The organism is Allorhizocola rhizosphaerae (assembly GCF_003426775.1).
Classification (GTDB): domain Bacteria; phylum Actinomycetota; class Actinomycetes; order Mycobacteriales; family Micromonosporaceae; genus Allorhizocola; species Allorhizocola rhizosphaerae.
On record NZ_QJUG01000224.1, the window covers coordinates 1 to 13,499 of the forward strand.

The following is a 13,499-nucleotide window of genomic DNA, read 5'->3' on the forward strand; positions in this document are numbered from 1 at the left end:
GGCGGCAGCCATCGCGTTGACGTCGATCTTCACGGCGGCGGCCCGGCCGCAGAAGACGGTGAACATCGCCAGCAGGATCAGCGCCGGGGTGACGAAGACCGCCATCTCGGTGGTCACCGAACCTCGATCCCTTGCCCGCCAATGAAATCGCATCATGGGACACGCTCCACCGGGGCGGTGACCGTGATGGTGACCGGCAGCGACAGGCCCGGGATGACCGAGGCCGCGCGGCCGGTCACCGTCACGCTCGCGGTGGTGGTGCTGCGGCTGGCTGACACCTGCGGGTCTTTGAGCACGTTGCCGGACAGGCTGGCCAGAAGCGTTGACGTGTCTGCCTTTCCTGCGGCGGCGCTGCTGCCGTAGGCGCGGGCCGTTTGCAGGCCCTCGTTGGCCGCCGCCCGTGCCATGTGGGCGGCGTGCTGCCAGATGGCGAACTGGACGGCGGCCATGAGCAGCACCATGAGCAGGGGTGTGGCCAGCACCAGTTCGACGCTGGCCGCCCCTCGATCACGCCGTCGTGCCGCCGCCCGGTTCACAGCGTGACGCCCCGGATCTTGGCCAGCACCTTCGGTCCCAGGATCGCCAAAGCGGCCAGGGCCAGGGCGACCAGGAACGCGGTGACCGCGATCGACTCGGTGGAGTAGCCGCCATCCGGGCGGCGGCGGGCACGGTCGCGAAGCTCCAGCGCCGTGACCGTCACGTAGGCGTACAGGTTGTTCAACATTGCTGCTCGACCCTCCAGTTCGTGGTGTCGGTTGGGTTAGAACGCGCCGAGGATCGACGCGAACGCGGGGAAAATGAGGAAGATCATGAATCCGCCCATGAGGCCAACCATGGGCAGCACCATGCGTTCGGTGGCCGAGGAGGCGGCGGCTTCGGCCTCGGCCAGCTGGTGGGCCTGCAGCGCCGCCGACCGCGCGGACAGGGTGGCCTTGATCCGTGCGCCTTCGCTGCCCGCCATCGCCAGCGCCGCTGATAGCTCGGCCAGCGCCGGGAGCCCTGCGGTCTCGCCCAGTTCACCGAGGGTCTGCCACGGTGGCCGGCGCCGTAGGTGTGCGGCTTCGACGGCTTGCCGCAACGCATGCGAGGCCCAGTCGTCGGCCTCCTCGGTGGCGTCGCGCAACGCTTGCTCGATGCCGGAGCCACCAGCCAGGGAGATGACGACGATGTCGAGCATCTCGGAGACCGCCTCACGTAGCTGGGTGCGCCGTTTGGCGGCCTCGGATGCCAGGGCGAGGTCGGGGACGAACACGCCGAGCCCGGCGCAGATCAGCGAGGCCCACACCGGCAGCTGCCAGCCGATCACTGTTCCGCCGAGGGTGACCACGGCGGCGAAGGCGGGCGGCAGCAGGAAACCGAGCATCGCCATCGCGGCTTGTTCGGCCAGGTGTCGCGCCGGATCACGCCCGCAGATCCCGAGGTCGGCGCGGACCTTGGCGCGGGGCAGGCCGAGGCGGGCCAGCAGCGGCACGAATGGCCGCCCCAAGGTGGCCAGCTGCCCGCCGGGCTCGGCGGGGATCAGCGGCCGGGCCGTGGACGGAAGGCGCGGCGCGGGCGGATGCAGCGCGGCGAACGCCTGCGCCAGCGTGGGCCGGGCCGGGAACGCGAACACGGCGATCAGTGCCAGGCCAAGCCCGACGCCGGTACCGAGCAAGATAGCGACGGTCATCGCGGGCCTGCCTTGTCCAGTCCGACCTTGGCTAGCCGGGCGATGCCGAGGAATCCGGCGGCGAACACCGCCCCGACCACGACGAGCACCAACTGCCCGGCCAGGGAGTCATACGGGCGCAAGAACCCAGGGTTGAGGATGACCAGACCTGCCGCCATGGCCAGGGTGAACCCGGTGATGATCCGCGCATTAGTGCGGATCTTCGCGTGCCCAGGAGCGATCTTCAGCCGCAGGTTCGCGCGGGCACGCGCCCGCGACGCGAGTTCGGTGAGCAGCTTGGCCAGGTCTCGCGACTGCCGCTGTGACGCTTGCAGCAGGGCACGCACGACCAGGCGGCCGGTGCGGTCGTCGAGCCGGTCGCGCAGCTCGGTCAGCGCGACCGGAAGCCGGTGCCCGAGCCGCAGCGCGGCGGTCAGCTCGTCGATGTCGTCCTTGATCGCGGCCGGGGCGAACGGGGCGGTGACGATGATGGCCTGCTCCAGCCCGGCAGCGGCAGACATGTTGTCCCGCAACATCTCCGCCCAGATCGCGACTGCCTCGGTCCGGGCCAGGGCACGTTCAGCGTCCTTGTTGCTGCCCAACGCTTTCGGCAGGGCGTAGGCGGCGATCCCGGCCAGCAAAGCGCCGACCGGCCAGCGGGTCAGCAGGCCGACCAGGGCGGCGACGAAGACCGCGATGGCCAGCCGGATCACCAGCTCGCGGGTGATGACCAGGCCGGGACTGCGTGACGGGGCAGCGGGGTGGCGGCGGCGCAACCCGGCGAAGACCGCCAGCAGACCGAGGCCGAACCCTGCGCCGAGCAGGGCGGCGAACGCGGTCACCGCTACCACCCCACCTGGTCGATGGTGTGCGGGGCGAGTCCGGCGGCCTCCAGCCGGTCCAGGGTCTCGGTGCGCATCGGGGTGTTGGGCACGGCCCGCTTGTCCGGGCCGGGCCGCCACACCTCGTTGGAGATGACATCGCGGCCGTCGAAGCCAGTCACCTCACGCACGCTGGACACGACCCGCTGCTTGTCCGGGGTCCACGCCAGGTGCACCACGAGGTTGACAGATTCGGCGATCAGCATCGCCGACGCTTCGAACGACAGCCGCTCCGGTGCCTGGACGGCGTACATCATCAGCCGGGAGAAAGCCTGCTGGCTCGAGGATGCGTGCACCGTGGCGAAGCTGCCGTCGTTGCCCTGCGACATGGCTTTGAGCAGGTCGATCACTTCGTCGCCGCGGGTCTCGCCGACGATCACCCGGTCCGGGTCCATCCGCAATCCGGTGCGCACCAGCGCGGCCATCGGAACCGCCCCGACACCTTCGAGGTTGGCGCGGCGGGCCTGGAAAGCCATCACGTTCGGGTGCGCCACCGGGTCTTTGAGTTCCAGTTCGTAGGCGTCCTCGATGGTGATCAGCCGCTCGTGCGGCGGGATCGCACGGGCAGCGGCGCGGGCGAAGGTCGTCTTGCCGGTGTTGGTACCCCCGGCGAAGATGATGTTCAGCTTGGCGCGCATCGCGGCCTGCAGCACCCGGCACAGCGGCCGGTCGAGCATGCCCCGCGCGGCCAGGTCGTCCAGGTCGGCGTTGATCAGCGTCGGGCGGCGGATCGACAAGCCGGGACGCCGCGACACGGACATCACCGCACACAACCGCGCGCCGTCCTTGAGGCGCAGGTCCAACTGCGGGTTGTTGCGGTCAAAGCTGCGCTCCTCACCGTGACCGAGTTCGTTGTCGGCGAACGCGGCTTCCGAGGCCAGCGTCCGAATCATGTTGATCATTGCTTCGTCGGAGTCCGCGATCGGCGGCCCGGCCTCGTAGCCGCCACCGGCATAGCGGATGAACACCTCGTCGCAGCCGTTGGCATTGATGTTCTCGATCTGCGGGTTATCGAGCAGCTGCTGCAGGCCGCCCGCGCCGATGATGTGGTCGATCACGGCGCGGGCAACGCGCGCTTCGGCCTGCGCCGACAGCGGCGAGCGTCCGGCATCCAACGCTTGGCGGGCGTGCACGTCGAGGGCCTCGGCGGTGTAGCGCTCGGCCAGCTCCCGCCGCTGGGCGGCTGGTAGCGGGCCGTTACCGGCGTGGCCTGCCATCGCGGCCGACACCTGGGCACGCAGGTCGGCGACGAGATCGGCTTCGCTGCCGGTGGGAACGGTGGTGATGGTCATCGGCGGTCACGTCCTTGCGGTTCCGGGGTTTTGGCCAAGGTCAGGGCGAGGGTTCGGGCGGTGGCGGGCATGCCGACGCGCTTCCACGCCCGGCGGGCGCGGCGGGTTCCGGCGATGACCTCGGCGCTGTGCCGGTCCCACTGCAGCTGCACGGCGACCGGCAGGCCGACCGTGGCCGCGATCTCCTCCGGGCGGTATGCCGGTTCGCCGACCAGCACCAGCTGGGCGCGGTCGGTGGGCAGCTCGGCGTCGAAGACCCGCTTGAGCGACAGCACGTCGCCGCGGGTCACGACGAGCACCACGTCCGTGGCCTCCAACAGGGGAAGCGCTGGTGAGCTGGGCTCCAGCCGGCCGACGTCGAGGATGGTGGGGCGTTCCTTCGCCCATCGGGCAGGCTCGGTGTCGGCTAGGAGTCCCACGGCGGCGCTGGCTTGTGGCCGTCCGGCGGCGGCGACCACGACGTCGATCCCGCAGGGCAGCCGGGTCACGTGCGCGGCGAGGTCGACCGGACCGCTGCTGCGGCAGGCGTTGGCGAGGGTGGCAAGGCCAGGGGTGTCCGGCACTCCGTGCCAGCCGCCGAGGTCGCCGCCGGCGGCATCTGCTTCGACCAACAGACCGGGCTCGGAAGGCCAGACGGCGGCGAGCGCGGCGGCGAAGGTGGTGCATCCGCCGGACTTGATGGAGGTGACGGCGATCAGCATCAGTTGCTCACCAAGACCAGAGCCAGCTCCGACCCGGCGCCCGCGACCTTCGTCGCGTCGTCCTGGGAAAGCAGCAGCGACACCACCGAGGTGCCCGCGCCGTCCACCGCTTCGGTCACCCCGACCACCACCGCGGGCACCGACACCGGGGCCGGTGGGAGTCCGGTGGTCTCGGTCGTGGTCTCCTTAGCTACGGTCACGATCCGCGCGTGGCTGCCCGCTGCAAGCCCGGCGGGTACCCGGCCCGGTTTGAGTGCGACGGCCACCACCGCCTGACCGGCCTGCGGCCAAGACGCCGGGCCGAGCTGCGACTCGGCCAGCAGCGTCCCCTCGGCTAGTGGCACGGCGGCGGCCTGCCCGACGATCTCGGTCAGCCGGGCGGCACGGACCAGGGGCACCGAGGCGTCCGGGACCACCCCGACCACGCGCAGGTCTTCCGCGCTGATAACCTGCCCCGCAGCCACCGGCCGCGCCACCGCGAGCACCTGCACGCGGGCGTCGCCAGACAGCTGGACCACCGCGAAGATCCCAGCGCACACCAGGACGAGGAGCAGCCCACCGACCAGCAGCGACCACCGGCGCTTGGGCCGCACCGAACCGGTAACGACCGCTTGCGCGGCCTTCTGCCTTGGTCGCTGATCCGCCAGCACAGTCATGGCACACCCCCGAATCGAGTCCTGGATTCGGTGGTACCGGATCGCGAAGTGGTGCCGCTACGGACATTTGCGTACGTACATCCGGTACTTACACCGGCGTACTTACACGATGTACGTCCACGATGTCAGTTCGCATGTCGGCAGATGTCAGGACTTCGGCTCGGGCGAAGGTCCATTGACGGCAAGACCAACTGGCGCGACTTGAATGCCCTGCTCGGCATGCCTCTAGATAAAGATTTGCAACTTGCAGATTCGCGCGGCACGTTAAAGGCTCGTCGACTTTCGCATGAGACGGGGGGCTAGTGATTGACATCGATACGTTAGTCCGAATTGCTGGATACTTCCGGTTCAGGTGGGACCCGCCAATCCTGGCGGAACTGGCCCAGCGGCCATCCCGGTTCCGACAACTGGCAACGCGACTGCAAAGACATGTTGGTGAGCACGTCGACGACAACGCACTGTCGCGAAGTCTGCAACGGCTCACGCGCTCTGGCCTCGTCACCGCCGACGACAACCGGGTCGGACGCCGCGACTTCAAGGTCTACCGGCTGACCGCCAAGGGGCACGCGCACGTCCACACCTACGGTGCCTTGGCCGCGGTGTTCGTCGAGAAGCCGGACCCGCACCCCGGGCAGGACGAACTTGGTGATCCACAAAGGACGGACGATGCGGCGTGAGCGCTACTGACACGATGTACGTGCACAAGTGTCAGTAGCGCCCACGGCGCACCCCGAGGTACCAACAGAAGCGGACCTCATGGCATTGGAGGACAGATGACCCGCACCACCCATAGAGCCATCGCAGCGGCGTTCGTCGTCCTCGCCGCCACGCTGGCCGCCTGCAACAACGACAAGCAACCCAGCAATACGACCCCGTCCACGCCCGTAGCCGCCACGAGCCCCAGCGCCGCAGCAACGTCGGCGGCACCGCAGACTCGCGAACAGGCCACCCAAGCAGCCATCGATGCATATGTCGGCATGCAACGTGCCTTCCTTAAGGCCACCGAAACTGCCGACCCTGCCCATCCCGACCTCGCCAAGTACGCCACCGGGGAGGCCCTAACCCGACTCACCGGGGCCCTGAAGAACTACCAGTCTCAGGGACTACGCGGCCGGGGCGACGTGACCTTCCACCCCTCGATAGAATCGCTGGCGCCGGCCGACGCCCCCACCAAGGCGCAGGTCCGCGACTGCATGGACACCAGCAAGACCTCCCTCTACAAGGCCAACGGCGAGCCCTACCAGGACGAGCCCGGCGGTCTGCGGCTAGTACGCGCCGATGTCGAGCGCGTGGACGGCGTATGGAAGGTCACCGGCTTCGGCGTACACGGGGTGGGGACATGCAGCGTGTAGTCTCCTGGCTCGCGGTGCTGGCCGCCGCCACCGCCATCGCGTTGACGACGCCCGCCGCAGCCAGCGCTGACCCGTGGGGAGGCGTGAACTGTAACCTCACCCCGAACGACCCGCGTTGCACCGTCGAAGTCATCTACGTCGGCGGCGGCGGAGGCAGCGGGGGCGGCTCCGGAGGCAACGTCGTGTGCAAGATCGGCGGAGTCGTCGTCGAATGCCACAACGGGTTCGGATGGCTCGGCAGCGACGGCTGCTACTACGGCAAGGACGGCGGAGGGTTCTTGCCACCCAACGATTGGATTCGTTGGTGCTTCGACCCGAACACCGGCGACACCATCAATTGGGGCATCGTCTACCTGCCCAATCCTCCGGCCGCCCTAGCTGTCATCACCGACCGAGCCATCGACAACTTGTCCATGCCCAGACCCGTCATCGCCGCCAACCCCTCACTGGCAACAAGGCAAGTAGTACACGTGCCTGTCTGGTGGTGGGTCCAGCCTGGCTGGTGGCAAGCACAGACCGCCACCGCCTCGGCCGGAGGGTTGACCATCACCGCCCGCGCCACGCCCAAGAAAGTCACCTGGTACGCGGGCGACGGCACCTCCACCATCTGCAATGGCCCTGGCACGCCGTGGACTGGCTCCGCCGCGCCCACTTCCGCTTCGCCGACGTGCGGACATACCTACACCGTCCCATCAGCATCAGAGGCCAACCCAGACGGCAAGTTCCAGCTCCGCGTCGTCGTCAGCTGGGATATCACTTGGTCCGGCGGTGGCCTATCCGGCTCTGTTCCGGGGGTAACTACCGCCACCACCACCGAGGTCATCGTGACCCAGCTTCGAGCTGTCATCACGAGCTGACGTCACAGTCCCGTCGAACGCCGATAACTCGATATAGCCACCAGCTACCGAGGTTGCCGTTCCCCCGTGCGGCAACCTCGGTTCATGCCGCAAACACCGGTAGCCGATGGCCGCCAGCGACAACTGGCGGGCCTGGCGAGACGAGTGAACAACCGACGACCGCGACAGGAGGCTTCGGACACTTCATAGAATCTCCTCACGCGAGGAGGAGCCGCCCATGAGATTCAAGCGCAGGAACCTGGAAGAGCTTGGCGAACTGATCTGTGGAAACCCCGGCGCAGGCGATCCAGCTGACGGCATTCCCAAGTACTTCCCGTACCGCTCAAGCATGTACATCACCGAGTTCTTCCAAGAACTCGACACCGATTGGGTGCACGACGGCTCTACGAGGCATCGATGGATCGCCGACGTGCTGGAATCCATGCTGGCGGAGCCACACGACGGCCCGGCACATCCGCCCGAGGTCTTCTGCCGCCTGATAGATCACTTGATGAGTCCGGCCGATGCTTTGAACGAAGGACCGGACCGTCCAAACGCGCTAAGGCAACTCAACAATGTGCTCACGCGCGAGGGCTTCGAGGCGTTCTACGGCGACGACAAGCACTGCTATCTACGACACCTCGGCAGCAACACCATCACTGTTCTGAAGGCCAACCCACATCGGCCGCTGACGGCCGTGGAGGTCAAGCGTCGGCGGGACCTGGCTGCGTACCTTGATCGGTGTAGCGAGGACGAGTTAATCGAAGAGGTCCTGCTTCCGCTGTTCCGCCAGCTTGGCTTCCATCGGATCACGGCAGCCGGGCACAGGGATAAGGCCCTCGAGTACGGCAAGGACATCTGGATGCGGTTCATGCTGCCGACGCAGCACTACCTATACTTCGGAATCCAAGTGAAGAAGGGTAAGCTCGACGCGTCCGGTATGACCAAGTCTGGTAACGCCAACATCGCCGAGATCCACAACCAGGCACTCATGATGCTGGCGCATGAGATATTCGACCCGGAAACGAACCGCCGCGTGCTCGTGGACCATGCGTTCATTGTGGCCGGCGGCGAAATTACCAAGGCGGCACGCAATTGGCTGGGCAACGCACTCGACGCTGCGAAGAGAAGCCAAATTATGTTCATGGACCGCGATGACATCCTGAACCTATATGTAGTAACAAACCTCCCCCTGCCCGCCGGAGCCTTACTGGCAGCACCCCAAGACCCGTGGAGCACATCGGTCGATGAGCCTCCGTTCTAGCCGGCACGGGCTTCTGCCACCCGTGCCGCGCCGCAACCCACTGTGTACGTCGAAGCCATCGACGTCTCTTCTACGCGTGGCGTGGGCCCTAGCCCCGGTACTGGCTTGTGGGGCCGTGGCTTGCTAGGGCGGCAAATGGGGTAACGAGCGGGTGCGGGTTGGTGGGCAACAGCAGGGTCACGTGTCGGCGCGCCCTCGTCAGTACGACATACAGCAACCGGCTGGCGCTTGTGAACGGCTCGGTCTCGTTTCCGTAGTAGTCGTCGGCACGGAAGACCGCAACGATGGCGTCAGACTCGCGTCCTTTGGTCTGATGGAGATTCATCAACTGAATCGCAGCACGGTCTCCTTCGTCGACGTCCGTGAAGGACTGCAGGCGGGTAAGCGCGACCTGTCGGGTAATGGAGTCGAGTGCGTGACCGGACAGGGTCATCAGCCGAGTCACATCGGCTGCTGCCCGACGCCATTGCCGAATGCCACGGTTGAGCCCTAGGGCTGGCCAACTCTCTGCAGCTATCTGGGCGGCTGCGTCGAGATCGGGCGCGTCGAACAAGGCGGCGCGAAGATTGTTTAGTCTAGTGGCGAGCAGACCTTGGGCTTGCCCTCGGCCGATGGTGAATGCCAGCCCCGGGGCGCGCTTGCTGCGCACGGTGGAGGTGTAGAACACGGCCATGCGGACCAGGACGTCTTCCCAATCGGCGGTGCCAGCGGCGAACTCGAGCATCGTCAGGAATGTGCTAAGCGCTTCGCCGTAGCTCTCCGACAAGCCGACGGCGTCGTGGTCGACACCGCGTTCGGTCAGTGCGGCGGACATGGCGGCGGTGGGTTCGTTGCCGTGCAGGAAGATTCCGAACGTATTGGCTCCCTGCTGGCGGCTGTTGTCAATCGCTTCGCACACAGCCTTGACGGCAGGCTGTTCGTCGATCCCAGTCACGATGCGAAGTCGTCCGTTGCCAATGGCCTCTGCGAGAGCGGGATGGTTGAAGTTCCGCTGACGTACGGCCTCGGCGACCGTAGGCAATAGCATGGTCGGATCGCGGTGAGAGCCGAGTGGGAGGTCGATCTGCTCGGCTCCAGGACGGGCAAGCGCGGCCGTGAGCCGTTGGGGCCCGACACCGCTGCGGCCGGGCAGCCTGTCGTAGATCATCTGGTTCGGGTCGCCCAGCAGCAGCAGTCGGTTGCCGACTACCGTGAGCAATTCAAGTAGCTCCCACTGTGCGCTGTCGGTGTCCTGAAACTCGTCGCACACCACCAGTGACCACCGGCGTTTGGCGAGAGCACCTATGCGTGGGAGGCGCAGGATTTTGAGTGCCTCGGGCAGCAGGTCGCTGTAGGACAAAATATCCGGGTCGTCCTCGAACAGTTTGCTTTCGGCATCGCTACGCAATGCCGGGCGTACCCGATGTCCGGCATAGCGGCCGAAGTCGCACAAGAGCTGCCACGCCAATCCGTGAAAGGTCATCACCTCCACTCGGTCGGCGACATCGCGAAGTATGCCTCGGCTTCGGCTGAGGATCTGCGTCACAGCGGTTCGGCTGAAGGTCAAGAACAACACGCGATCCCGCGCGGCACCGGTGGCTGCGATAGCGTCGCGACGGAGTAGGTGTGCGCGAGCAGCTGCGGCGGCGGTGACGGTCTTGCCCGTACCTGCGCCGCCCAGGACTAGCAATGTTGGGGCCTCACTGGCGCACACGTTGCGTTGCTTGCCGATGGGCCGGACTCGTTGCCTTGTGGTCATGCGGTCAACGTCACCGGCCCCGCGGTCGCCGCCCTCGCGAGTTCCACCGCTGTGTCGAGGAATCGGATGGCGATCTTGGGCTTCACGTTCCTAGGTAGCAGGTAGACGTATTGGGCATGCAGGCCGGATTTGTGTAGCGCTTTGGTGATACGCCTTTCTAGCTCGCGGTCTTCCATCTGATCGATGCCGTTCAAGCCTAGTTGCCACTGGTTGTCCAGCTCGTTGAATGCGTCGAGCAAGTTCTGGCGTGGAACACCATGCACTAGGGCGCGCTCGATGGCGAACCGTTCCGGCAGGCGAACGACGTCATCGGCAACCTGTTGTGCCTCGGTGAACGAGGTGTCTGCACCTTGACCGGGCGTGTCGAAGTCGAGCCCGGCAACTACTCGGAAGCCAAGCTGACGCGCCAGCTTGCAGATCTTGACGACTTCGGTATGTCCGTCGCTTTCGACGAACCGCACACCGTATGCGGCTGGTGTAGGTTTGCGGGGGCGTCGTTGGCTGATGGCGGTCAATGCTGCTACGTCGTGTCTGCCCTCAAACACGACGATCGAGCGGCTGCTCATCGCGGGCAGCAGCTGCAGGTGAAGCTGTCGTACCACGCTCAGTTCCCGCTTGTCCGATGGCGGCGCCATCTGGTACGCGGCGCGTTCACCGGTCCTCCTGGACAGCCGCACCATCTCTTCGGGACGAAACGCGCGTGCCGCTTCTGGCCGCCGCGTCGACATCCACAGTTGATCACAGGAGTTACGCAGCTCGCGGGCCAGATGTTCGGCCGCACCGGCGTCGAGCTGGTCACCGAAGTCGTCGCACACCACGAGCGCACCACCTTGGTTCGCCAATACAAGCGCCTCGGCTGTGGCAAGTATCGCGGCGGTGGTAGATCCATGTCTGCGCAGTGGCAGCGCATCTGGTGCTCCGAGACGCAGCGCTGGCTGAAGCGCGCGCAGGAGCCCGGCGACCGAGCCGCCTTCAGCTCTGAAGCTGACGATGTCGGCAACGGGGGTCTGGGTATCGATGTCAAGGGTCCCGCGAACGGGTTTGAAGACCTCTTCTAGCACGGCGCTGATCACCTTGGTGGCGCTGAGGCCATCCGTGGCGTCGTCCACCGCCAAGGAGAGCGCCTGTAACGCGGTGGCCATGTCGTCCCCACCGGACTTCAGCAGGCCACGAAAGGCGCTGGCGGGTCGTAGTGTCAGCGGCTGGCCGGGGGTCAAGAAGATAACTGGGAGCGCGAGGCGGTCCGGGCGACGGGCTCGGTCGTAGCTTCCGTTGTCGGGATCGGAGGTCTTTGGATAGTCAACCCAGTGCTCGCCTATTCCCTCTTCGGGGTTCCAGCGCAACCGGTAACACAACCGCAACACCAGCTCGAAGTGGTCCTCGTCCAACTCGGCTGCGGCGGATGTTTCTACAAGAACGTTTTCATCCGTATCCCATACTTCGAGCCGGCGAAAGAAGTGCTGCTCGAGCGCATCACCAAGTTCTGCGAGCACCACCTCGATCTCGGCGGATCGGATCTCGATCTCAGTATCGCCGTCGTCGGGCTCTTCCTCTCCGTCGGCATCGAGATCATCTAACTCGGTGTCTCCGCCGGACGTGTCTTCGACGGATCCAGCGAGGTACACGTCGAATTCGCCTGGCGGGGTCCGCGTGGAGTCAGGGTCGAGAACACGCCGGAGCGCCTCGACGAGGTCGCTCCTCCCGGCCCTGGGCTCGCCGACGACCAAGGCATGGCGTCCCGGTCGCAACTCCAGGTCCCGCCAGCCTCGAAATGACGAGATACGCAACTGCCTAACGCGCATACCGCATGGTAATTGCAGGTCGCGTGAGCATGCCTCGCACCCAGGCGCTCCGGCGGCGTGTCGCGCCGCCTCCAGACCAGTTGGGCTGTCTAACTGTCCGCAATGACCGAAGTATCCTGCCAGACCGTCCAAACCACCTGGGTCGATCGAAGGAACATCCCGGCTCACTCGCTGCCAACTGGCCAACTGTGCCCAGTCACACGCCTGCCGCAGTTGGCTCTCCTTCCATCTGCAATCCCGCCGAGCTGCAATTTGACGACTGGAAGAATCCTGATTTTCTCCAACCCATCGAGCATTGCTCGATGGGTTCATTTATGCCCACTTGAAGACCGAATGGAGGCTCCCCGAATGGCCAAATCACTGCGCGCGAGAGCGCCGCCAATTCCATTGGGGAATAATGCTAAATAGCGAATCCGAACGGCGCAGATCAGCCAATAGCAACTACAATGTAGACGGGCCGAAACGCGATTCGGCTGACCTGATCGTAATCGTGCCCGATCAACCACCAGCGCTCGAAACGGTTGCAGCCAAGGCGTTACTTCGACTGTTACTCGAAGTGCGCGACAAGCGCAGAAGCCAAAGAAACACCCAAACAAATGGAGCCTGAATGAACACACATCAACTCTTCGGAACATCGCGTTACGCACACTGTTTCGCATTCTACGGTCGAGTCTCTACTGAAGACAACCAAGACCCCGAGTCTTCGTACAACTGGCAATTCATGCTCGCCGAAAAACTCGTCACCCCCGTTGGCGGACGAATAGTCGCTAACTTCTTCGACATCGGCGACAGCCGGTCAATTCCCTGGCCGCGTCGACCCGACGCCACTCGGCTCCTTGCGGCCCTCCGAGACCCCAACCGTGGCTTTGACAATGTGGTCATCGGAGAACCCCACCGCGCCTTCTACGGCAACCAGTACGGCCTCACCATCCCCGTCTTCGCCCACTTCGGCGTCAGACTTTGGGTACCCCAGGTTGGTGGCCCCATCGATCCCGACAACGAAGCCCACGACCTGATCATGTCGGTCTTCGGCGGGATGAGTAAGGGCGAGCGGACTCGGGTGAAGGTACGTGTACATAGCTCCATGGCCGCGCAGGCACAGTTGCAGGGCCGCTACCTCGGTGGGCGACCGCCGTACGGCTACACGCTCAAGGATCTTGGTCCGCACCCGAACCCACAGAAGGCGGCCGACGGCAAGCGGCTCTACGGTCTGACACCAGACCCGGTGACCGCCCCCATCGTGCAGCGCATCTTCCGCGACTTCCTCAACGGCCACGGCATCTTCGCCATTGCCGAAGCCCTGACCCGCGAGGGAATCCTTTCCCCGTC

Annotated in this window: 14 protein-coding genes; 5 read left to right on the forward strand and 9 right to left on the reverse strand. The window is 65.7% G+C overall.

All coding sequences use genetic code 11. The features are described from left to right. Window positions 1–152: 152 nt before the first annotated feature. From DM816_RS33685 to DM816_RS33715, 7 genes are read right to left on the reverse strand one after another with little or no spacing between them, the layout of a single operon-like run. Complete coding sequence (locus tag DM816_RS33685; protein ID WP_281274386.1) at window positions 153–536, reverse strand: TadE/TadG family type IV pilus assembly protein; 384 nt, start codon at window positions 534–536, stop codon at window positions 153–155. Further along, the gene (locus DM816_RS33690) at window positions 533–724 is read right to left on the reverse strand and encodes a hypothetical protein (RefSeq protein ID WP_117214514.1); all 192 of its coding nucleotides are present in this window, start codon (window positions 722–724) and stop codon (window positions 533–535) included. Before DM816_RS33690 ends, DM816_RS33685 begins: the two co-directional genes overlap by 4 nt. A gap of 36 nt (window positions 725–760) precedes the next feature. After that, entirely contained in the window at window positions 761–1,669 is a 909-nt protein-coding gene (locus tag DM816_RS33695) for a type II secretion system F family protein (RefSeq protein ID WP_117214515.1), read from the reverse strand. After that, window positions 1,666–2,490, reverse strand: coding sequence for a type II secretion system F family protein (locus DM816_RS33700; RefSeq protein ID WP_117214516.1), 825 nt, complete (start codon window positions 2,488–2,490; stop codon window positions 1,666–1,668). Before DM816_RS33700 ends, DM816_RS33695 begins: the two co-directional genes overlap by 4 nt. A gap of 2 nt (window positions 2,491–2,492) precedes the next feature. Further along, the gene (locus tag DM816_RS33705; protein WP_117214517.1) at window positions 2,493–3,821 is read right to left on the reverse strand and encodes a TadA family conjugal transfer-associated ATPase; all 1,329 of its coding nucleotides are present in this window, start codon (window positions 3,819–3,821) and stop codon (window positions 2,493–2,495) included. Next, window positions 3,818–4,522 carry a CpaE/TadZ family protein gene (locus DM816_RS33710; RefSeq protein WP_117214518.1) on the reverse strand — a complete coding sequence of 235 codons (705 nt, stop codon included), beginning with the start codon at window positions 4,520–4,522 and terminating at the stop codon, window positions 3,818–3,820. Before DM816_RS33710 ends, DM816_RS33705 begins: the two co-directional genes overlap by 4 nt. Continuing rightward, a complete protein-coding gene (locus DM816_RS33715) occupies window positions 4,522–5,178 on the reverse strand; it encodes an SAF domain-containing protein (protein WP_117214519.1) in 657 nt (218 codons plus the stop codon). The genes DM816_RS33710 and DM816_RS33715 overlap by 1 nt, the downstream gene beginning before the upstream one ends. 302 nt (window positions 5,179–5,480) lie before the next feature. Here DM816_RS33715 and DM816_RS33720 point away from each other — a divergent pair, with 302 nt between their 5' ends. The 4 genes from DM816_RS33720 (at window position 5,481) to DM816_RS33735 (ending at window position 8,630) form a co-directional block, all read left to right on the forward strand. Beyond that, window positions 5,481–5,855 (forward strand): winged helix-turn-helix transcriptional regulator, encoded by a 375-nt coding sequence (locus tag DM816_RS33720; protein ID WP_117214520.1) that lies wholly within the window; start codon window positions 5,481–5,483, stop codon window positions 5,853–5,855. A gap of 96 nt (window positions 5,856–5,951) precedes the next feature. Continuing rightward, window positions 5,952–6,530, forward strand: a complete 579-nt coding sequence (locus tag DM816_RS33725; RefSeq protein WP_117214521.1) for a hypothetical protein — start codon at window positions 5,952–5,954, stop codon at window positions 6,528–6,530. 14 nt (window positions 6,531–6,544) lie between these two features. Beyond that, window positions 6,545–7,387, forward strand: coding sequence for a hypothetical protein (locus DM816_RS44825; protein ID WP_246002510.1), 843 nt, complete (start codon window positions 6,545–6,547; stop codon window positions 7,385–7,387). Between the two features lie 217 nt (window positions 7,388–7,604). Next, the gene (locus DM816_RS33735) at window positions 7,605–8,630 is read left to right on the forward strand and encodes a PDDEXK family nuclease (RefSeq protein ID WP_117214522.1); all 1,026 of its coding nucleotides are present in this window, start codon (window positions 7,605–7,607) and stop codon (window positions 8,628–8,630) included. Window positions 8,631–8,718: 88 nt separating this feature from the next. Here DM816_RS33735 and DM816_RS33740 read toward each other — a convergent pair whose 3' ends face one another. Next, on the reverse strand, window positions 8,719–10,368 hold the full coding sequence (locus DM816_RS33740) for a UvrD-helicase domain-containing protein (RefSeq protein WP_117214523.1): 1,650 nt from the start codon (window positions 10,366–10,368) through the stop codon (window positions 8,719–8,721). Further along, entirely contained in the window at window positions 10,365–11,993 is a 1,629-nt protein-coding gene (locus DM816_RS33745; RefSeq protein WP_162908098.1) for a TOPRIM nucleotidyl transferase/hydrolase domain-containing protein, read from the reverse strand. Before DM816_RS33745 ends, DM816_RS33740 begins: the two co-directional genes overlap by 4 nt. Window positions 11,994–12,777: 784 nt before the next feature. On the opposite strand from DM816_RS33745, the gene DM816_RS33755 reads away from it, so the two are divergent. Beyond that, window positions 12,778–13,499, forward strand: a 722-nt coding sequence (locus DM816_RS33755; protein WP_162908099.1) for a recombinase family protein, incomplete at its 3' end; no start/stop codon positions are given.

What these genes read in the sequence shown, in the direction of transcription:
- DM816_RS33705 (WP_117214517.1), bottom strand. Translation starts at nt 3,821, where the DNA reads ATGACCATCACCACCGTTCCCACCGGCAGCGAAGCCGATCTCGTCGCC.
- DM816_RS33690 (WP_117214514.1), bottom strand. Translation starts at nt 724, where the DNA reads ATGTTGAACAACCTGTACGCCTACGTGACGGTCACGGCGCTGGAGCTT.
- DM816_RS33710 (WP_117214518.1), bottom strand. Translation starts at nt 4,522, where the DNA reads ATGCTGATCGCCGTCACCTCCATCAAGTCCGGCGGATGCACCACCTTC.
- DM816_RS33725 (WP_117214521.1), top strand. Translation starts at nt 5,952, where the DNA reads ATGACCCGCACCACCCATAGAGCCATCGCAGCGGCGTTCGTCGTCCTC.
- DM816_RS33695 (WP_117214515.1), bottom strand. Translation starts at nt 1,669, where the DNA reads ATGACCGTCGCTATCTTGCTCGGTACCGGCGTCGGGCTTGGCCTGGCA.
- DM816_RS33740 (WP_117214523.1), bottom strand. Translation starts at nt 10,368, where the DNA reads ATGACCACAAGGCAACGAGTCCGGCCCATCGGCAAGCAACGCAACGTG.
- DM816_RS33715 (WP_117214519.1), bottom strand. Translation starts at nt 5,178, where the DNA reads ATGACTGTGCTGGCGGATCAGCGACCAAGGCAGAAGGCCGCGCAAGCG.
- DM816_RS33735 (WP_117214522.1), top strand. Translation starts at nt 7,605, where the DNA reads ATGAGATTCAAGCGCAGGAACCTGGAAGAGCTTGGCGAACTGATCTGT.